This is a genomic window from Actinoplanes sp. NPDC049118, from assembly GCF_040648555.1.
In the GTDB taxonomy this organism is placed as follows: Bacteria; Actinomycetota; Actinomycetes; order Mycobacteriales; family Micromonosporaceae; genus Actinoplanes.
Genome location: NZ_JBEZDY010000004.1, coordinates 211,719 through 230,610, shown reverse-complemented (window position 1 = coordinate 230,610; position 18,892 = coordinate 211,719). Strand labels below are relative to the sequence as shown.

The 18,892-nt window shown below is 72.9% G+C and carries 20 protein-coding genes; 13 read left to right on the top strand and 7 right to left on the bottom strand.

Annotation, left to right across the window (positions count from 1 at the left end; translation table 11 throughout):
- Positions 1-27: 27 nt before the first annotated feature.
- Together AB0B58_RS07965 and AB0B58_RS07960 are read left to right on the top strand one after the other, a co-directional pair.
- Positions 28-1,089 carry a beta-eliminating lyase-related protein gene (locus tag AB0B58_RS07965; protein ID WP_360219366.1) on the top strand — a complete coding sequence of 354 codons (1,062 nt, stop codon included), beginning with the start codon at positions 28-30 and terminating at the stop codon, positions 1,087-1,089.
- A 71-nt stretch (positions 1,090-1,160) separates the two neighbouring features.
- Entirely contained in the window at positions 1,161-2,015 is an 855-nt protein-coding gene (locus AB0B58_RS07960; protein ID WP_360219363.1) for an oxidoreductase, read from the top strand.
- 15 nt (positions 2,016-2,030) lie between these two features.
- On the opposite strand, the gene AB0B58_RS07955 is transcribed toward AB0B58_RS07960, so the two are convergent.
- A complete protein-coding gene (locus AB0B58_RS07955; protein WP_360219360.1) occupies positions 2,031-3,017 on the bottom strand; it encodes a hypothetical protein in 987 nt (328 codons plus the stop codon).
- Here AB0B58_RS07955 and AB0B58_RS07950 point away from each other — a divergent pair.
- From AB0B58_RS07950 to AB0B58_RS07925, 6 genes are all read left to right on the top strand, one after another.
- A complete protein-coding gene (locus AB0B58_RS07950; protein WP_360219357.1) occupies positions 3,016-3,756 on the top strand; it encodes a methyltransferase domain-containing protein in 741 nt (246 codons plus the stop codon). The genes AB0B58_RS07955 and AB0B58_RS07950 overlap by 2 nt on opposite strands.
- 116 nt (positions 3,757-3,872) lie before the next feature.
- Complete coding sequence (gene egtA / locus AB0B58_RS07945) at positions 3,873-5,105, top strand: ergothioneine biosynthesis glutamate--cysteine ligase EgtA (protein WP_360219354.1); 1,233 nt, start codon at positions 3,873-3,875, stop codon at positions 5,103-5,105.
- A complete protein-coding gene (gene egtB / locus AB0B58_RS07940; protein WP_360219351.1) occupies positions 5,102-6,406 on the top strand; it encodes an ergothioneine biosynthesis protein EgtB in 1,305 nt (434 codons plus the stop codon). Before egtA ends, egtB begins: the two co-directional genes overlap by 4 nt.
- On the top strand, positions 6,406-7,155 hold the full coding sequence (gene egtC / locus AB0B58_RS07935) for an ergothioneine biosynthesis protein EgtC (protein ID WP_360219348.1): 750 nt from the start codon (positions 6,406-6,408) through the stop codon (positions 7,153-7,155). Before egtB ends, egtC begins: the two co-directional genes overlap by 1 nt.
- Positions 7,152-8,117 carry an L-histidine N(alpha)-methyltransferase gene (gene egtD / locus AB0B58_RS07930; RefSeq protein WP_360219345.1) on the top strand — a complete coding sequence of 322 codons (966 nt, stop codon included), beginning with the start codon at positions 7,152-7,154 and terminating at the stop codon, positions 8,115-8,117. The genes egtC and egtD overlap by 4 nt, the downstream gene beginning before the upstream one ends.
- Before the next feature lie 149 nt (positions 8,118-8,266).
- Positions 8,267-8,458 carry a hypothetical protein gene (locus AB0B58_RS07925; RefSeq protein WP_360219342.1) on the top strand — a complete coding sequence of 64 codons (192 nt, stop codon included), beginning with the start codon at positions 8,267-8,269 and terminating at the stop codon, positions 8,456-8,458.
- A gap of 2 nt (positions 8,459-8,460) precedes the next feature.
- Here AB0B58_RS07925 and AB0B58_RS07920 read toward each other — a convergent pair whose 3' ends face one another.
- Positions 8,461-9,624, bottom strand: coding sequence for a PQQ-binding-like beta-propeller repeat protein (locus tag AB0B58_RS07920; RefSeq protein ID WP_360219339.1), 1,164 nt, complete (start codon positions 9,622-9,624; stop codon positions 8,461-8,463).
- A 104-nt stretch (positions 9,625-9,728) separates the two neighbouring features.
- Between AB0B58_RS07920 and AB0B58_RS07915 the strand changes: the two genes are divergently transcribed.
- Positions 9,729-10,466, top strand: a complete 738-nt coding sequence (locus AB0B58_RS07915; protein ID WP_360219336.1) for a class I SAM-dependent methyltransferase — start codon at positions 9,729-9,731, stop codon at positions 10,464-10,466.
- 433 nt (positions 10,467-10,899) lie between these two features.
- On the opposite strand, the gene AB0B58_RS07910 is transcribed toward AB0B58_RS07915, so the two are convergent.
- Entirely contained in the window at positions 10,900-11,202 is a 303-nt protein-coding gene (locus AB0B58_RS07910; RefSeq protein ID WP_360219333.1) for a hypothetical protein, read from the bottom strand.
- Between AB0B58_RS07910 and AB0B58_RS07905 the strand changes: the two genes are divergently transcribed.
- The 4 genes from AB0B58_RS07905 to AB0B58_RS07890 all read left to right on the top strand — a co-directional run bounded on the left by AB0B58_RS07905 (position 11,195) and on the right by AB0B58_RS07890 (position 14,027).
- Positions 11,195-11,539, top strand: a complete 345-nt coding sequence (locus tag AB0B58_RS07905; protein ID WP_360219330.1) for a hypothetical protein — start codon at positions 11,195-11,197, stop codon at positions 11,537-11,539. The two genes, AB0B58_RS07910 and AB0B58_RS07905, sit on opposite strands and share 8 nt — an antisense overlap.
- A gap of 71 nt (positions 11,540-11,610) precedes the next feature.
- The gene (locus tag AB0B58_RS07900; RefSeq protein ID WP_360219327.1) at positions 11,611-12,084 is read left to right on the top strand and encodes a hypothetical protein; all 474 of its coding nucleotides are present in this window, start codon (positions 11,611-11,613) and stop codon (positions 12,082-12,084) included.
- Complete coding sequence (locus AB0B58_RS07895) at positions 12,081-12,755, top strand: hypothetical protein (protein ID WP_360219324.1); 675 nt, start codon at positions 12,081-12,083, stop codon at positions 12,753-12,755. The genes AB0B58_RS07900 and AB0B58_RS07895 overlap by 4 nt, the downstream gene beginning before the upstream one ends.
- A 606-nt stretch (positions 12,756-13,361) precedes the next feature.
- Positions 13,362-14,027 (top strand): hypothetical protein, encoded by a 666-nt coding sequence (locus AB0B58_RS07890; RefSeq protein WP_360219321.1) that lies wholly within the window; start codon positions 13,362-13,364, stop codon positions 14,025-14,027.
- Between the two features lie 161 nt (positions 14,028-14,188).
- Here AB0B58_RS07890 and AB0B58_RS07885 read toward each other — a convergent pair whose 3' ends face one another.
- The 4 genes from AB0B58_RS07885 to AB0B58_RS07870 all read right to left on the bottom strand — a co-directional run bounded on the left by AB0B58_RS07885 (position 14,189) and on the right by AB0B58_RS07870 (position 18,831).
- Complete coding sequence (locus tag AB0B58_RS07885; protein WP_360219318.1) at positions 14,189-15,469, bottom strand: DUF4407 domain-containing protein; 1,281 nt, start codon at positions 15,467-15,469, stop codon at positions 14,189-14,191.
- Positions 15,470-15,583: 114 nt separating this feature from the next.
- Entirely contained in the window at positions 15,584-16,252 is a 669-nt protein-coding gene (locus tag AB0B58_RS07880; RefSeq protein ID WP_360219315.1) for an SIMPL domain-containing protein, read from the bottom strand.
- A gap of 9 nt (positions 16,253-16,261) precedes the next feature.
- Complete coding sequence (locus tag AB0B58_RS07875; RefSeq protein ID WP_360219312.1) at positions 16,262-17,371, bottom strand: S8 family serine peptidase; 1,110 nt, start codon at positions 17,369-17,371, stop codon at positions 16,262-16,264.
- Positions 17,372-17,373: 2 nt separating this feature from the next.
- Positions 17,374-18,831 (bottom strand): hypothetical protein, encoded by a 1,458-nt coding sequence (locus AB0B58_RS07870; RefSeq protein WP_360219309.1) that lies wholly within the window; start codon positions 18,829-18,831, stop codon positions 17,374-17,376.
- Between the last annotated feature and the right edge of the window lie 61 nt (positions 18,832-18,892).

The window sequence follows — 18,892 nt, the reverse complement described above, 5'->3', positions numbered from 1 at the left end:
GGTGTTCGCAGGGATAAGACTGGCACCGTGGATGACATCGCCGCTCGCCGCGCCGCCTGTACCGACTCCTTTCTCGGCAACGGGCTGATCCGGCCGCCGGAGCTGCTCGCGGGGATCGATCCCGACGCCGCGGCGGACATGTACGGCGAGGGCGGCGTCGTCGCCGAACTCGAACGGCATGTCGCCGCGGTGCTCGGGAAGCCGGCCGCCGTGTTCCTGCCCAGCGGCACGATGGCGCAGGGCGCCACCCTGCGGGTGCACGCGGACCGGCGTACCACCCGCACGATCGTCTGGCATCCCTACTGTCACCTCGACCGGCACGAGGGCCAGGCCCATTCGCGGCTGCACCAGCTGATCGGGCGGCCGGTCGGCGACCCCGAGCGACTGATCAGCCTCGACGACCTGTCCGAGGTCTCGGAGCCGGTCGCGGCGCTGCTGCTCGAGCTGCCGCAGCGCGACCTCGGCGGCGCGTTGCCGGCCTGGGAGGACCTCGTCGCACAGACGTCGTGGGCCCGCGACCGGGGCGCGGCCGTGCACCTCGACGGCGCCCGGCTGTGGGAGGCCACCGCCGGATACGAACGGTCGCCCGCCGAGGTGGCCGCGCTCTTCGACACCGTCTACGTCTCGTTCTACAAGGGCATCGGTGCCCTGCCCGGCTGCTGCGTCGCCGGCTCGGAGCAGGACGTCGCCCAGGTGCGGGAGTGGCGGGGAAGGCTCGGCGGCACGTTGTTCGCCATGTGGCCGGCGTCGTCGTCGGCGCTCGGGCTGCTCGACGGCGCGCTCGCCGAGATGCCCGCCCGGCTGCGGCACGCGCGGGCCATCGCGGCCGCGCTGGCCGACGTGCCGGAGGTCCGGGTCGTGCCCGATCCGCCGCAGACGCCGATGATGCACCTGCTGCTCTCGGTGCCCGCCGAGCGCTACCGGGCGAACGCGAAACGCTTCGCCGAGGAGACCGGGCTGTGGGTGTGGCCGAGCGTGGCCGAGACCGGCGACCCGGCGGTGGTGCGGTGCGAGCTGGCGGTCGGGCGCGCGACCCTGCGCCACAAGCCGGAGGCGATCGCCGAGATCCTGGCCGGCCTCTGCCTCTGAACGGGCACCCACGGGAGGGGTCGCTCGCGGGTGGGCAGGTATTTGCGGCCGGGACTCGTAGAGTGAGGCTTGTGACTGACGACACCTTTCCGCTCGGTGACCGCTCGGTACGACGCATCGGCTTCGGCGCGATGCAGCTCGCCGGACCTGGCGCGTTCGGGCCACCACGCGACCGCGACGCCGCCCTCGACGTGCTCCGCAAGGCCGTGGAGCTCGGCGTCAACCACATCGACACGGCTCAGTACTACGGGCCGGACTACGTCAACGACCTGATCCGGGACGCGCTGTCCCCGTACCCGGATGATCTCGTCCTGGTGAGCAAGGTCGGTGCCGCCCGGGACGAGGCCGGGCGCTGGCTACCGGCGATGCGGCCCGAGCAGCTGCGGGCCGGCGTGCACGACAACCTGCGCTCGCTGGGTGTCGACCGGCTCGACGCCGTCAACCTGCGGCTGATGGACGGCGGCCAGGACTTCGACGCCGAGCTGGAGACGATGATCGCCCTGCGCGACGAGGGCCTGATCGCCGGCATCGGCCTGAGCAACGTGTCCCGCGAGCAACTGGTGCACGCGGTACAGCGCACCGAGATCGTCTGCGTGCAGAACGCGCTGAACCTCATCGAGCGCCAGTCCATGTCGCTGCTGCGCGAGTGCCAGGAACTCGGCATCGCGTTCGTGCCGTTCTTCCCGCTCGGCTCGGCGTTCGGCGGCGTGAACCGGGTGCTCACCCACCCCGACCTGATGGACACCGCGGATCGCCTGGAGGCGCTGCCGTCCCAGGTGGCGCTGGCCTGGCTGCTCGACCTGGCCCCGAACGTGCTGCTGATCCCCGGCACGTCCACGCTCGGCCATCTGGTCGACAACATGACCACCCGCCGGGTCCACCTGGACGACGACGCCCGCAAGGTCCTGGACGCGATCACGCTCTGATCCCGCCGGCGGTCCTCAGTCCCGCGGCGGGCCCGGCGTGACCGCCGGCACGGACGAGATCAGGTCCGCCATCACCTGTGCCGCCAGCGCGTGCGGGTCCGGAGGCGCCGGGTAGCGGGCCGCGATCTCCTGGTTCAGCGCGTCGAGCCGCTCCGGCAGCACGACGAGGAAGTCGTCCAGCCCGCGCTGCACCGGCCGCTTCAGGAACGGCGCGACCAGCCCGACCAGCGGCCTCAGCCAGCCGACCCCGCGGGCGGCCGCGCTGGTGGTCACGGTCCAGCGGCCCGGCTCGGCCCGGGCCATCCCGAGCTCGGCGACGGCCCTGCCCCGCGGGTGGGTCACCGTCGCGACCAGCTGCGGTTCCCCGTTCTCGTACGGCGGCAGCCGGCTCGTGTCGATCTGCACCCGCGCGCTGACCATGCCGCTGAGCAGCCCGTGTGATCCCAGCCAGTCGGGCACCTGAAGCAGCACGTCGATCGGCCCGGACGAGAACTCGACCCGCGCCCGGGTGCCTGTGAGGTCGTGGTGGACGGTGAAGCACGTCCGGTCGCGGTCATCGGACTCGAGCGTGATCGCATAGGTGTGCCAGGTCGTCGCCACCCGCCCGGTGGCGCGCGCCACGGCGACCCGGCCGCGTTCCCACTCGGCCGCGGCGAGGGTGTCGGCGTCCTCCAGGCGGGCGGCGACCAGCGCCTCCTCCGGGGTCGGTTCGGGCACGTCGTCCTCGCGGAGCATCAGCCGGTAGGCGGCTCCCGGATGCGGATGCAGGCCGCCGACCACCCGCAGGCCGTCGTGCGGCTTCTCGGTGACGGGGTGCAACACCACCCCGTCGGTGAACGTAAGCGAGCGCCACTGTGCGATCAGCGGCGGTAGCGCGGCCACGAACGGTCTCGCATCGATCGCTGCGACATCCGTTCGACCGCCGAGACGCACCATGTCCGGATCGTAGACCGAGGCGAACCCGGTCGCGCCCTGCGGAGCCGCCCGGTTACCGTCGGGCATGAGTTCTCCACGGCAGTACGACCAGCTCGTCGGCGAGGCCGTGGGCGTTCCGGTCACCGGTTGGGAATTCGCCTGGCTGGACGGCCGCGCGGTGGGCTCGGACCCGTCCTGGTCCTATCCGGACCTGGCCCGGCCGCTGCTGCGCCGGGCCGGCAGCCTGCTGGACCTCGACACCGGCGGCGGTGAACTGCTGGTCGAGCTCGCGCCCCTGCCCGCGCACTCCGTGGCGGTCGAGGGCTGGGCGCCGAACGTGGCGGTGGCACGGGACCGGCTGGCCCCGTTCGGGGTGGCCGTGGTCACCGAGCTGCCCGGCGGCGAGGAGGAGTTCGACGTCGTGCTGAGCCGGCATGGGCGGCTGCCCGCGGAGGACGTCGCGCGCCTGCTCAAGCACGGTGGCACGGTGCTGAGCCAGCAGGTCGGCAGCGACGACCTGGCCGACCTGAACGCGGAGCTGGGCGCACCTCCGCCGTACGCGACGAGCTGGACGGCGACGGGCGCGGTCGCGGCGCTGCGGGCGGCGGGGCTGCGGGTGACGGACGTGCGCGAGGAGCGGCCGCCGCTGACCTTCCACGACATCGGCGCTCTGGTCTATCAGCTGCGGGCCGTGCCGTGGCAGGTCCGGGATTTCACTCCGGAGCGGTACGACCGCGCCCTGCGCCGGATCGACGCGACCATCCGGACGCAGGGCCACTACACGGTGACCGCTCACCGATTCCTCGTCCAGGCGATACGCGATTAGCGCACGTCACACCCCGGAACATCGACGAATGGTCACAAAATGATTGCCTAACATCGATGCGGCGGCGGTTTTTTGTAGGTAGTGTCCGGCATGAACCGACCACTCGGGGGAGGGCCATGGCTACCTTCAGTCGTGAAACATCCCAAGACACCCTGCAACACGTAACCCAGGCAGCCGAGCACATCACCGGCATCTGCTTCAAGACCGGACCACCGAGCCGGATCGGCGTCGAACTGGAATGGACCGTCCATCGAGACGGGGCACCGGCGGTCTATGTCGAGGCCGCCGAATTGCGTTCAGCCCTCGGCACTCACGCACCACCCGCACTAGGCAGCACCCACCCCGGTGATCCGTTACCCGGCGGTGGCACGGTGACCGTCGAGCCCGGCGGCCAGGTCGAGATCTCATCGGCACCGGCCGGCTCCCTCACCGAATTGCACGAAGCCCTCAGCACCGACCACGCGCGGCTCAGCGCCCTGCTGGCACGCTCCGGCCTGGTTCTCGGCGAGCACGGCCTGGATCCGCACCGGCCGCCGAGACGCATCCTGCACACCCCGCGGTACGCGGCGATGCAGCGGCGGTTCGACGCCGCCGGCCGGCACGGCCACACCATGATGTGCAGCACCGCCGGCCTGCAGGTCTGCCTCGACGCCGGCCCCGCGGACCGATTACCCCAGCGCTGGAACGCCCTGCACGAGGTAGGGCCCGCGATGCTGGCCGCGTTCGCCACCTCGGGGCGCCATGCCGGGCGCGACACCGGCTGGGCGTCGGCCCGGATGGCCACCTGGTACGGCATCGACCCGCGCCGCACCCGGCCGGCCGACGGTCCGGGCGACCCGGCCACCGGCTGGGCCCGCTACGCGCTCGCCGCGCCGCTGCTCTGCGTGCGGCGCGACGCGGATCGGTGGGACGTGCCGCCCGAGGTCACGTTCGCCGACTGGATCGACGGGGCGCTGCCTGGCCCGCCGGTCGTCGGCGACCTCGACTACCACCTCAGCACGCTGTTCCCGCCGGTACGCCCACGCGGCTACCTGGAGGTCCGCTATCTCGACGCGCAGCCGGGTGGGGAGTGGATCGCCCCGGTCGCCGTCCTGGCGGCCCTGGTCGCCGACGACGCGATCACCGACGCGGCCCGCGCTGTCGCGGCGCCCACGGCCGGGCGCTGGGTGCCCGCCGCCCGGCACGGCCTGGCCGACCCGGTCATCCGCGCCTGCGCCACCGAGCTCTTGGATCTCGCCTGCCGCCACCTCGACGGCACCGGCCTGTCGCCGGTCGTCCGTGACGTGGTGACCGACATCGTCGATCGGCGCCTGGATCGCGCCGGTATCAGGAAGGACCCGCACCGATGACCCAGGATCTCCGTCTCGCAGTCGCCGCCGAAATGGAGCGTGCGCGCGCGCGAACGGCCCTGCTGACCGATGCCGTCGACGACCCGGATCTCGTCCAGCAGCACTCGCCGCTGATGTCGCCCCTGGTCTGGGACCTCGCGCACGTCGCCAACCAGGAAGAGCTCTGGCTGGTCCGGGACGTCGGCGGCCGGGAGCCGGTGCGCCGCGACATCGACGAGCTGTACGACGCCTTCAAGCACCCGCGCGGTGACCGCCCGGCGCTGCCGCTGCTCGGCCCTGCCGAGGCCCGCGCCTACGTCGGCCAGGTACGGGACAAGGCCCTCGACGTGCTCGACCGGGTCCGGCTCGACGAACGGCCGCTGGTCGCGGACGGCTTCGCCTTCGGCATGATCATCCAGCACGAGCAGCAGCACGACGAGACCATGCTCGCCACCCACCAGCTGCGCGCCGGCGCGCCCGTGCTCGACGCCGACCCGCCCCCGGCCGCCCGGCTCGGCGTCTCCGGCGAGGTGCTGATACCCGGTGGCCCGTTCACGATGGGCACCGACACCGAGGCGTGGGCTCTGGACAACGAACGCCCGGCGCACACCGTCGACGTGCCCGCGTTCCTCATCGACGCGGCGCCGGTGACCAACCTCCGCTACGCGGAGTTCATCGCCGACGGCGGGTACGACGATCCGCGCTGGTGGAGCGGGCCCGGCTGGGCCCACCGGCAGGCCGCCGGGCTGACCGCGCCGATGCACTGGCGGCGCGACGGCGACGGCTGGGCGTACACGAGGTTCGGGCGCACGGAGCGGATCGTCGCCGACGAGCCGGTGGTGCACGTCTGCTACTTCGAGGCGGAGGCGTTCGCGGCGTGGGCCGGCCGCCGGCTGCCCAGCGAGGCCGAGTGGGAGAAGGCCGCCCGCTTCGACCCGGCGAACGGCCGGTCCCGGCGCTACCCGTGGGGTGACGACCCACCGGAGCCGCGGCACGCCAACCTCGGGCAGCGCCATCTGTCACCCGCGCCGGTCGGCGCCTACCCGGACGGCGCGTCGCCGCTCGGCGTGCACCAGCTCATCGGCGACGTCTGGGAGTGGACCGGATCGGGCTTCGACGGCTATCCCGGCTTCGCCGTGTTCCCCTACGCGGAGTATTCGCAGGTCTTCTTCGGCGGCGACTACAAGGTGCTGCGCGGCGGATCGTTCGGCACCGACGCGGCCGCCTGCCGCGGAACGTTCCGCAACTGGGACCACCCGGTCCGGCGGCAGATCTTCAGCGGGTTCCGTTGCGCCCGGGACGCCGGTCCCGGCGCTTGCTGATGTGCCGCCACCTGGCCTATCTCGGACCAGACGTACCGCTCTCGCACCTGCTGTTCGAGGCGCCGCACGCCCTCGTCCGGCAGGCGTGGGCGCCGCGCGACATGCGTGGCGGCGGGACCATCAACGCCGACGGCTTCGGCGTGGGCTGGTATCCGGGCCACGACGCCGCGCCGGTGCGCTACCGCAGCGCCGCGCCGATGTGGTCCGACGCCGCGCTGCCGGCGCTGGCCGCGCACACCGCCGCGGCGTGCCTGCTCGCCGCGGTCCGGTCGGCGACGGTCGGCATGCCGGTCGTGGAGACCGCGGCGGCGCCGTTCGCCGAGGGCCCGTGGCTGTTCAGCCACAACGGGGTCGTCGCCGGGTGGCCCGACTCGCTCGGCGGGCTCGCCGGGCTCCTGCCGGTACGCGACCTGGTCACCCTCGACGCACCCACCGACGCCGCCCTGCTCTGGGCCCTGACCCGGCACCGGCTCCGCGCCGGGGCGGCGCCGGGCGAGGCCGTCGCCGCGACCGTCGCGGAGGTCTCGGCCGCCGCGCCCGGCTCGCGGCTCAACCTGCTGCTCACCGACGGCCGGCAGATCGCCGCCAGCGCCGCCGGGCATGCCCTGTCCGTACGGGCGGACGCCGCGTCCGTACTGGTCAGCTCCGAACCCATCGATCCCGGACCGGCCTGGCAAGCCGTGCCGGACGGCCACCTGCTCGTTGCCACGCCGTCCACGCTGGACATCACCGCCCTAGGGAGATCATGACCCCGCTGGAGATCCATCTCGACGATCAATACCTCGCCCGGACGCTGCGCACCGACGTGGCCACCGGCCTGACCGCGACGCCCAAGTGGCTGCCGCCCAAGTGGTTCTACGACGCCCGGGGCAGTGAACTGTTCGAGGACATCACCCGGCTGGCCGAGTACTACCCGACCCGGACCGAGCGGGCGATCCTCGCGGCCCGGGCCGCCGAGATCGCCCGGATCACCGACGCGAAGGCGCTGGTGGAGCTCGGCTCCGGCTCGTCGGAGAAGACGTGCCTGCTGCTGGACGCGCTGCTCGAGCACGGCACGCTCGGCGCGTTCACCCCGCTCGACGTCTCGTCGGCCGCCCTCGGCGACGCCGTCGACCGGCTCACCGCCCGCTACCCCGGCCTGGCCGTACGCGGGGTCGTCGGTGACCTCACCCGTCACCTGGCGCACATCCCGGACGGCGACAACCGGATGGTCGCGTTCCTCGGCGGTACCGTCGGCAACCTCGTGCCCGCCGAACGCACGGAGTTCCTGGACGCGCTGCGTGCCGTCCTGCGCACCGGCGAGTGGTTGTTGCTCGGCACCGACCTGGTCAAGGACCCGGAGATCGTGGTGCCGGCGTACGACGACGCGGCCGGGGTCACCGCCGACTTCAACCGCAACGTGCTCCGGGTGGTGAACCGGCAGCTGGGCGCGGACTTCGACGTGGACGCCTTCGCGCACGTCGCGCTCTGGGACGCCGAGCACGAGTGGATCGAGATGCGGCTCAGGGCCACCTCGGCGCAGCGGGTGTACATCCGCGACCTCGACCTGACCGTGGAGTTCGCGGACTCCGAGGAGTTGCGCACCGAGATCTCGGCGAAGTTCCGCCGCGCCGCGCTGGAGGCGGAGCTCGCCGCGGCGGGCTTCGCGCTGCGGCACTTCTGGACCGATCCCGCCGGGCTGTTCGCGGTGTCCCTGGCACAGGCCGACTAGCCGGCCGATCGCGGCCGGGCCGGTCTGCGGAGCCGGATCCGGCCCGGCCGCGAACGAGCGGGCGGGCGTGAGGATGTGCCGAAAGAGGCTAGAAGTTTTTGCTTCTTTCGCCGATGACGCATCGGAGCGACGCTCACGAAACTGGACAGATGCCACCTCAACGGCCCGACCCATGGTACGACCCGCAGCGGCGGCACCGGCACCGGATCCGCGGGCGGGACAAGGCCGAGTTCATCATCGCCACCCTGCTGCTCGCGGGCCTGCTCGTCCTCCTGGCGGTCAGCGTGGCCCGGGACACCCCGCACGCGCCCGGGTCCCCGCCCAGCCTGTCGCCGCCGTAGTCCTACGCGGCGAACGCCCGGATCGACCTGCCATCCGTGGTGAACAGGCGCCCGCCCGCCACCACGACGTGATCGACCGCCGCGCCGAACCGGCGGCCGGGCGCCGCGGTCCCGCCGCTCACCGGCGACACGATCGCGAGCGCGCGGCCGCCGGTCGCGTACAGCAGCCCGCCCGCGCGGACCGGCCGGCCCGGCTCGGCAAGCGCCCGCCTCCACAGCCTGCGGCCGTCGGCCACCCCGTACGCCGCCAGCCCCGGGCCCGCGGCGAAGACCCGCCGCCCGTCGCAGGAGAGGCTCTCCACGGTGGACCGGACCGACCACACGACCTTCCCGGTCCGCGAGTCGACCGCGCTGAAGCCGGCGTCCCCGCGGGCCAGGAACCGGTCCCCGGCCGGTGTCGAGCTCAGCGCTGACCAGGCCCGCCCCGAACGCCAGCCGACCGCGCCGCTGCGCAGCGACACCGCCTGGGTGCCGAAGGTGCCGTTCGTGCTCGCCAGCAGCACCCGGGCGGACGCCACGACCTCGCCGGCCAGGTCGGCGGAGTTGCGGGTCCACAGCCTCCCGCCGTCGGAGACCCGGTACGCGACCACCTGATTGCGGTCCTCGTCGCAGACGTGGCAGAAGCCGTGCGTCACCAGCACCCCGGAGCCCGCCACCAGCTTGTCGACCGTGCCGCTCTGCCGGGACCGCCAGACCGGCCGGCCGGTGCCCAGGTCCAGCGCGGTGATCGTGCCCTCGTAGTCGCTCTGCGAGTGGCAGCTCGTCTCGGTCGCGATCACCAGGCCGTCCACGACGGCCAGCGTCTTGCCGAGGTAGCTGAAGCCGGTCTCCAGCCACAGCCGACGCCCGGTCCGCACCTCCCGGGCGCCGACGCCGCCGTTCTCGAACATGATCACGCGCCCGCCGGCGACCAGCGGCGGCTCCGGCGTCGTCTCGCAGCCCTCCAGGCCGGGCCGCGGCGTCGCCGTCCAGCGCAGCCGCAGGTCGCCGACCGTGCCCAGGTTGAGCGCCGACTCGTACGGGTTGTAGGCGGTGTTGCCGGGCCCGTGCCCGTCCTGCGTCCAGGCGGAGACAGGGACCGCCGCCCGCGCGGGCACTACGGCGACGGCCGTCATGATGGCGGCGACGCCCAGCACGGCGCCCGCCAGCCGCTTCCTCGTGTTCACACGCACCACTATCGGACCCGGGAACCGGGCGCAGGCGGCTTCGCCCGAACGCCACCCGACTCGCGCCCTCGCCGCGTGGCCGCATCCGTAACTAGGGTGCAGGCATGACGCGAGTGTTCGGCGAGGTCGCCGCGATCTACGACGAGGCGCGCCAGGGCTACCCGGACGATCTGCTCGCCGCCGTCACCGGCTACCACGGCGGAGTGCCCGCCTCGGTCGCCGACGTCGGCGCCGGCACGGGCAAGGGCACGGGACTGCTGCTCAGGCTCGGCGTGCCGGTGACGGCCGTGGAGCCGGACCCCCGGATGGCCGCGGTGCTGACGCGCAAGTTCCCGCAGGTCGAGGTGGCGAACGCGGCCTTCGAGGACTGGACGCCACCGCCGGGCGGCGTCGGCCTGCTCGCCTGCGCGACGGCCTGGCACTGGATGGACGAGCGGACCCGCGAGCGGCGCGCCCGCACGGCCCTCGTGCCGCGCGGCACGCTGGCGGTCTTCCACAACAGTCACGGGTACGCCGTACCGCGCCAGAAGGACGCCATCGACGCCATCCACCAGGCGATCGACCCGACCCCGACGGTGGACGACCGCGAGGTCGCCTGGGCCCGCGGTGGCATCGAGCGGAGCGGCCTGTTCGCGGACGTCGAGGTGCACGAGTGGCACCGTCACCCGGTGCTGACCACGGAGCAGTACCTGCGGCTGCTCCAGACGTTCTCGACGTTCCGCAACCACTCGGCGCGGGACCGGAAGACGGTGGTCGCCAACCTGAGCGCGGCGATCGACGGCTTCGGCGGCGCCGTGGAGATGGACATCCACACCGTGCTGGTGCTGGCCCGCGCCGCCTGAGCCGCGCGGGTTATCGTTGACCGCGGCCCCCGCCGTCCGGTGCACGCCCCCGGACCGCGGACCTTCCCGGATCTGACAGAACCGTCGGCCGGATGCCTCTTTCAGGTGACGACATCGTCGTTCAGCCGACCCCGTTAGGGATCAGACGAAGAAAAATGCGTGTCGCGAGGAAATAAATCGCCTCCGGAAACCTCGCGTCAGCCCTATGCGAACGGCGCTGAAAGGACCGCCGGGCGGGTCCGATCCGTTTACCCGACTTGAGATCATGCGGTGGCACTGCTAGGCGCGGCATCCTGCCAGGCGGACAAGGGCGATGCCGCGTTACCGCAGGTCGGTCGACCCTCGATCCTGGACGTTCCCCGTCAGCCGATCGGATTAGGCCCGTCGGCGCGACCCGGCTGTATCGCGGTATCGGAGAGGGCGAACGGAAGCACTATCGCGGCACCGCGGCGAATCCGCCATCTTTGTCGCAGCGCCGGATCGCCGCGCCGGCTCGGCGCCACACCCAATCGACAGAGACGCCCGGCATCGACTTTCCCGCGACATTGCGGAGGTCGCAGCCGGGCCGTTCCAGGAGGACCACCATGGGCAAGACCACCAAGCGCACCGCCACCATCGCGACAGCCGTCGTCCTCTCGGTGGGCGCCGGGACCGCGGCCTTCGCTTTTGCCAGTGGATGGTTCCAGGGCGGTGGCACGGCGAGCGCCACGTCGGCCACCATCCAGAACGTGACCACGACGGTCACCATCCCGAGCAACAACCACCTGTTCCCCGGAAAGTCGGTAAACCTCACCGGCGACATCACGAACCCCAACGAGTTCAAGGTCAAGATCAACAGCGTCTCCATCACAGGCGTCACGTCGACCAAGGACGGCGGCAGCAACACCGGCTGCGTCACCAACACGGCCGACCTCTCCGCGGTCCTGACCGGCAGCGCGCCGGAGCTCAACGCCGGGCAGACGTTGAACAACAGGACGTTCGGCACCCTCACGATGGGCCAGAACGCGGCGGCCGCCTGCGCTGGCAGCACGATCACCGCGACCCTGACCTTCGCCGGCGAACTCATTCCCTGATGCACCGCGGCGGGGTGGGCGACCGGTTCCACCCCGCCGCCACGTCGTGGCACGGACGGGATGAGGAGACCATGAAGAGATGGCAGCAGGCACTCGCCGCGGCGGCGGTCCTCGCGGGGCTGATTGCCGCGACCTCGCCGTCCGGCGGTGGCACGGATGAGCAGCCGATGGTCATCGCCTCGATGCACGGCGGCAACCGTGCCGAGCCGGTCTATCTCATCCTTCGTGGACAGTTGAGCGGGCTCTACCCGGGAGCGGTGAAACAGATCAAGGTGACCCTGGTCAACGACAGCCGCTACCCGGTCAAGCTCCACCGGCTGACCGGGAAGCCGGTGACGTCGTCGCGACGGGAGTGCCGCCTCACGCCGGCCAACCTGCGCGTGCTCGACTACCGGGGACGCCTGCCGGTGACCATCCGGCCGCACACCCGGCACACGCTCGCCGGGTCGCTTCCCGTCGCGATGCCGACCGGGGCGACGCCCAAGTGCTCGAACACGCACTTCACGATCCTCGTCTCCGGCGCCGGCAGCAGGCGGCACCGATGAGGCGGCCGAAGCGGACCGTCCTGGCGCTCGGGGTCGCCCTCACCCTGGCGATCGGCGGCACCCTGGCGGCCAACGCGACCTGGTCGATCCCGGGCAGGTCCACACCGGTGAAGCTCACGGCGGCGCAGATGCCGCGCGGTCCCAAGCCGGACGTCACCAAGGAGGGCGGCTCGGCGGTCGTCACGTGGTCGGCGCAGGAGATCGTGCCCGGCGTGGCGATGCGCGGCTACATCGTCACCCGGTACGACGCCGACGACGAGTCGTCGCACGAGGCGTTCGCGGCGATCCCGGGCACGACCCTCACCGACGCCGACGTGCCGGCCGGGAAGTTCTACTGGACGGTCACGCCGAAGTTCGCGGCCTGGACCGGCGAGGAGAGCAAGAAGAGCGAGAACGTGAAGTTCTCCGCTCCGGCCGGCTCCGCCCGGACCGCCGTGGTCGCCGTCCCGTCCGCTACCGGCCCGGTCGCGCCGACCGCCGCCGCTACCCAGACGGCCGGTGGCGGGGATGAGACGGCAGACCCGCCACCGGCCCCGGCCGCCACCACCGAGGCGCCCGCGGAGACCGTCCCGGTCCCGGCGCCGGTCGTGACCACCACGCCGCCGCCGACGGCGACCTCCGCGCCCGCACCGGACGTGAACACCCCGCCGAAGGGCGGCGGCAAGAAGTAGGCACCCCGAGTTCCCGTAGCCCTCAGCGTCGATAAAGGCGTCGGGGGCTACGTGCGCGTCTCTCACTCTCCGTCACCGTGCAACACGGACGGATTAGGCCGTACTGACGGTCGGGATTCCCTGTATTCCTGAACACAACGGACGGTCGTCCGATGCCGGGCGGCCCCGCCGTGGGTCATGGTTTTCGAGCAGTCAACGAACTCACAGAAGAGACCGCCGACGGCGGATCCACATATGAGCGGCGCTCGGAAAAGGGCGGGCGGCGGGGACAGTGACCGTCGCAAGTTTGGTTTACCGGGCCCGTGGTGCTAGCGGCGACGCGTTTCCACTTGAGCTCGGTTTAGCGCGTTACCGCAGGTCAAGCGCGTGCCGGCTTTCACATTCCGGCGTACCTCGTGCGGGTTAAGCCGGACAGACCCTCCTGTCCGATTTATGCGCGGGCAACGGCGGACGGATTCCCGATCACGGGGACGCACATTTTCCGGAAATGTAGTAGACGCTCCGGTTTTCGCCACCGCACCACCGCAGGAGGAAGCTCCGAATGCGCAAGCTCAGCAGACGGCCAGCCGCCGCTTCACGCACGATCGGCGCCGCCGAGGTCTCGCGGTGATCCGCGACCTGCCGGCCGCGCGCGAGGTGCATACCCGGCGTGACGGCACGTCCTGGCGCGACGGCGACGGGGAGGCGTCCGAGGGCGTGCACGCCACACCGGAGAGGACGATCGAGGTGGATCTCGACGACGAGCCCACCGCCGACCTGCGCGGCCGCCGCCGCGGCTGGCTGCACCGGCTCGATGCGCGTACCCGATCGATCCTGACCGGGGCCGCGGCCGCGGCCGTGATCGTCAATGCCGGCGCGGTCTGGGCCTACTGGCGCATCACCGACTCCGAGACGGGCCGGGCCACCGCCGGAACCGTCGTGGAGATGAACCTGCGCGCCCGCTCGGACCTGAACAAGGCGCTCGAGCCCGGCGGCACCGGAAACCTGACCGTGACGGTCACAAACGACAACGACTTCCCGATCCGAATCACCTCGGTGTCACCGGGCCAGGGCAACGTGATCGCGGACGACGAGCACCGCGAGGCCGGCTGCGCGAACACCGGCGTGATCGTCGCGCAGAACTCGGTGAAGGTGCGGTGGGAGGTCCCCCGCAACACCGTCGGCGCGTTCACCATTCCCGACGGCCTCGCGATGGGTCCCGACTCCGACAAGGCCTGCGCCGGCGCCACCTTCGTGGTCCCGGTGCTGGTGTCCGGCCTGGCCGGGCGCTGAGGCCGGCCATCACGGCGGCGGCGGCGATTGCGCGCCGCCTCCGCCGCACCTGATGCCCACCGGGCGACCATCGGGTTGCCCGGGCGGCGCCTCCGCCGGTAACAGAGCGTGGGCCTGGCAGTGCGCCGGAGTGAAATCGTAGCGCCGAAATGCAAGTTGCACTACGCCCGCAGGCTATCCACATTGCGCAGCGTGCCTGCGGCGGCCGGATGGCGCTCGATCAGCGGGATCACGGGCAGCGGCGGCATCGGGCTGCCGGCCACCGAGTCGTAGAGGTGTGCGCGGGCGCGTTCGATCGCGACGCCCGCGATCTCCTCGTCCCTCGAGGCCTTGCCGATGCCCTCGGCCATCACCCGCGAGGTCGCCTCCGCGTACCGGCGGACGTCCTTGAGGATCTGCTCGTAGCCGATCGCCGCCTCGTGTTCGCGGCCGCGGGCCTCCCGCGCCTCCGACCGCTCGTACGCGTTGCCGTGCGAGACGAACTTCAGGCCGACCGCCGCGCAGTCCAGGGCGATCAGCAGCAGCGCGATGCCGAGGTAGAAGGCGCCGATGCCCCAGAAGTCGGTCTTCACCAGGTACCACATCGCCTGCGTGCGGGCGCCGAAGCCGGCGTCCGCCCGGATCACCGTCGCGTTTAGCGACCGCGCACTGGCGATCTTGGCGGTCAGGTCCGCCTGCTCGGCGGCGCGCGCGGTCCGGGCGGCCTTCTGGGTGTCCTGCAGGCGGGCGGCCTGCGCGTCCAGCTTCGTGGCCTGGTCGTCGAGGTGGCGGGACCGCTGCACCAGGGTGTCGCAGAAGCCGCCGGGCGGGCAGCCGGTCCTGCGGGACGCGCCCTTGCCCTCCGAGTCGGCGATGGCCTGCTCGTACAGCTTGCGGGCGTCCCTGCGCTTCTCGGCCGCCCGCGTGTTCAACGCCTGCACCAGGCCGTCCTCGGCCACCGTCTGGTCCTTCAGCTCGCGCAGCCGGTCGTCGTACGCGGCGATCGCCCCGCTGCCCTCGGCCGCGCTGATCTGCTCGTTGTGCACCTCGTTGAGCCGCGCGTCGATCTCCGCCTGGTAGCGGGCCAGCATCAGGGGCTCCGTGATGATCACCGCGAAGAGCAGGGCCAGGGCGATGCGGCCGGCGTACAGGCCGATCGTGGGGCGGCGCAGCAGGTCCTTGGGGTCGGGTGACTCCAGGCGTTCGTAGTTGATCGCCACCCGCCCGACCACGGCACGGTCGTACGCGACCACCCCGATCGCCACCAGCGGGCCGACCAGCCACCGCCACCACGGGTGCGAGTAGTTCGAGCTGGCGTCGACGAAGGCCGCACCGCCGACGGTCGCGTACACGAAGTAGAGCACGATGAAGACGCCGATGGAGTTGTAGAGCACCCGATCGGAGTGGGTCGTCACGCTGTCCGGGTTCACGTTGGCGATCCGGTGCAGGACGCGACGGGCCATGGTGCCGAGTCTCGCCCATCGCAGCGGCGTGTGCGGCCGAAACGGGTGGATCACGCGGCACCGCGGGCCTCGGTACCGCCGCCTCCGGACCCGGCGTGGCGGGATCCCGGAGGGCTAGGACGAGCCCTGTGCCGGTTTCAGCGCCGTCGGCTCGGTGATGGTCACCCGGACGATCACCGCGGCCTGCACCGTCTGCCGCTGCGGGTCGACGTCGAGCTCGAGATCGGCCTCCGGCGCACCACCGAACGCGGCCATCCGCATCATCGGCTGCGCACCGCCGCCCGTGCCCTCGTCGAGGATCTCCACCAGCCGGTCCACCTCGGCGCCGACGGCCTCGGCGTACTCGCGGGCGCGGCCCAGCGCGTCGGCGATCGCCGCGCGCCGCACCTCGGCACCCGCCCGGCTGCCCGGCCGCAGCTGCCACCACGGCCCGGAGACCGAGACCTGGTCCTGATCGGCCAGGCGCAGCAGCAGCTCGCCGAGGACCCCGAAGTCGGTGACGGTGACCGTGGTCGTGACGCTCCCCGAGTACGCTGCGACGCGCTCGCCGCCGCCGCGCTTGAGCTCGGGACGCACCTGCACCCCGCTGGTCTCGCGGCGCTCGATGGCGTCCGCGAACCCGTCGAGGTGGCCGCGCAGCGCGGCGGCCCGCTCGGTGAGCCGGGTCAGCGCGGTCTGCCGGTCCCGGTCGCGGGCGGACGCGGTCACGGAGAAGACCGCCAGCTCGGGCGGCACCTCGCGGGTCGCCTCACCGCGAACGACGATCATCGGTTGCTCGGCCATGCCCCGACGCTACCCGCCGGCCCGGCGCGACCGGACGATCAGAAACACCGCGACCGGCACCGCCGCCAGCAGCAGCACCAGCCCCGCACCCACGATGACCAGCGGCGGAATGCCGTCGCCGTCGTCGTCGGCCGGCGTTGCCACGGCAACGGCCGCCGGGGCGTCCGTCGCCGGCGGCGCGGCACTGGCGCTGGGCCTGGGCTGCGCCGCGGTGAGCGCCGCGAGCAGATTCAGCTGGCCGTTGCCGTAGTAGTCGTCCCGGCCCTTCGCGCCGCGGTCGATCGCGGTGCCGATGAGCCGGTCCACCACCTCGGCGGCGGAGAGGTCCGGGTACCTCGCCCTGATCAGCGCGGCCGAGCCGGCGACGATGGCGGCCGCACCACTGGTGCCGTTGCCCAGCACGTACTTGTTGTCGGGGGCCGGCCCCGGGATCTCCACACCCGGGGCGACCAGGTCGACCTGCCTGCCGTGGTTGGAGAACTTCGCGATCTTGTTCTTGCGGTCCACGGCACCGACGGTGAGAACCTCCGGGTAGGCACCCGGATACTCGAGCTCGTTGTCCGTGTCGCCGTCGTTGCCGGGAGTGCCGATCAGCACCACGTCGGCCGCGGCCGCCTCCCGGACCGCCGCGCGCAGGCTCTCGGAGTCCCGCGTCGCGAACGCCATGTTGATCACCTTGGCGCCGTTCGCCACCGCGTACCGGATGCCCTGCGCGACGAAGTAGGTGTCGTTGATCGGCCGGATCGGCATGATCTTGGCCCGCGGGGCGATGCCCAGCACGCCACGGTCGCCGTCATGGCCGCGCCCGGCGATGACGCCGGCCATCCCGGTGCCGTGGCCGACGCTGTCGAGGTTGCCGGCCGGCTTGTTCTGCACCACCTGCCGGCCCGGCAGGACGGCGCCCCGCAGATCGGGATGGGTGGCGTCCACGCCGGTGTCCAGCAGCGCGACGATGACGCCGTCGCCCTTGGTGATCCGCTGAGCCTCGCCGACCTTCAGCGGTCCCAGGTACCACTGCTGGTCCCTGATGCCCTCGGCGCGGGCCGGCGCCGCCGGCCCGAGCACGACGGCGATCGCGGCGAGGCCGGCGAGGGCCCGCCGCAGGATCCTGCCCGGCATCGTCACCCGCGCCAGCCGATCACGTTCGGCCCGGGGTCGTGCCGCGCGTTGTCCGGCGCCGGTGCGATCACCGGGTCGACGCCCACCGCGACCTCCCACGGGTTGTCGGGATCGAAGGGCGGCGGCCCGTCGCCACCCGAACGCCGGCCGCCGCGGGCGCCGCCCGCCGTCGCCGGTGTACCCGGGCCCGTCCGCGCCGCGCCGACCGGCTCATCCGGGAGCCAGGCAGGCCGGGGCGGCCGGACCGGCTCACCCTGACGGCCCGACACGCGGGCCGCAGCCGCACGCGCGGCACCGCCGCGCCCTGCCCCGCCGCCGAGGCCCGCGCCGCCCGCGTGCGTTGCTCCCGCCGCGCCGCCGCGGCCCGCGCCGGCCACCGTCTCGCCGATGACCGCGCCGGAGGGCAGCGCGCGCTGCCCGGCCGCCGCCGGCAGGACACCGGGGCGGGCGCCGCGGCCGACCCCGCCGATGCCGCCGGCGCCGAGCCCGGTCACGCCGCCGCCAGTGCCGCCGAGGCCTCGCGGACCCGCGCCGGTGCCATGCGGTCCCGCGCCGCCGCCGGTACCGGTGCCGCGCGGGCCGCCGATACCGCCGATGCCGGGGCCGACGATCGGGCCCGGCGGCACGATGCCGCCGCCACCGCCGGCCGGGGGAACGACGACCGGGCCGGGGGCGGGCGGGGCGACCGGGGGCGGGGTGACCTGCGGCGGGTTGATGACCCCGGCCAGCCCGGGCCCGCCGATCAGGCCGCCACCGGTCGCGGGACCCGGGCCGGAGCCGGCACCGTCCGGCACGATCGGGTCGTGTCCGGGCAGCGGCGGCACCGGGTCGTGCGGCACGGGCACGACGGTCCCGCCCCGGCCGGAGGACGAAACGCCGGCGCCGGTGCCCGCGGTGGTGTCGCCCCGGGCATCGGTCGGCTCCCAGCGCGGGTCCTTCGGATCCAGCGCATAGGGGTCCGGAACCTTCAGCCGGGCCACGTTGTCCTGCACGATCTGCTCGGCGGTGATCATGTGCTGCCGGGCCTGCCGGTCGAGCTCCTCCTCGGCGTTGTCCCACCACGCCGGCACCAGGTCATCGCTCTTCGCCTTGTACTGCTCCCAGAGCGGCCGGATGTCGTTCTTCGCCTGGCGCAGCGCCTCGAGGATGTTGGCCAGGCCGGTCGCGGTGTCGTCGGCGTCGGTCCGCGCCTGGTCCATCCGGGCGAGCAGCATGTCGAGCTCCTCGACGAACGCCGCCGAGCTGGTGTTCTGCTCGGGGGGCCAGGCCGCCACGAGCGCCTCGCGGGCCTTGAGCAGCAGGCTCCGCTGATCCTTGACCGCGCCCGCGATCTCGCCCCAGGCCGCCACCTGCCGCCAGGCCTCGGGATCGTCCTCTCTCATGACCATCGACCACAGCCGCGGGGTATTGAACGACCCCCAGGCCGTGCACCAACTACTCGTCAGCACAGGCTCGCTCATGCCGTCCCCTCCGCTAGCGCTCCGGCGACGACATGAGTCTTGGACTGAGCTGATGATTCGC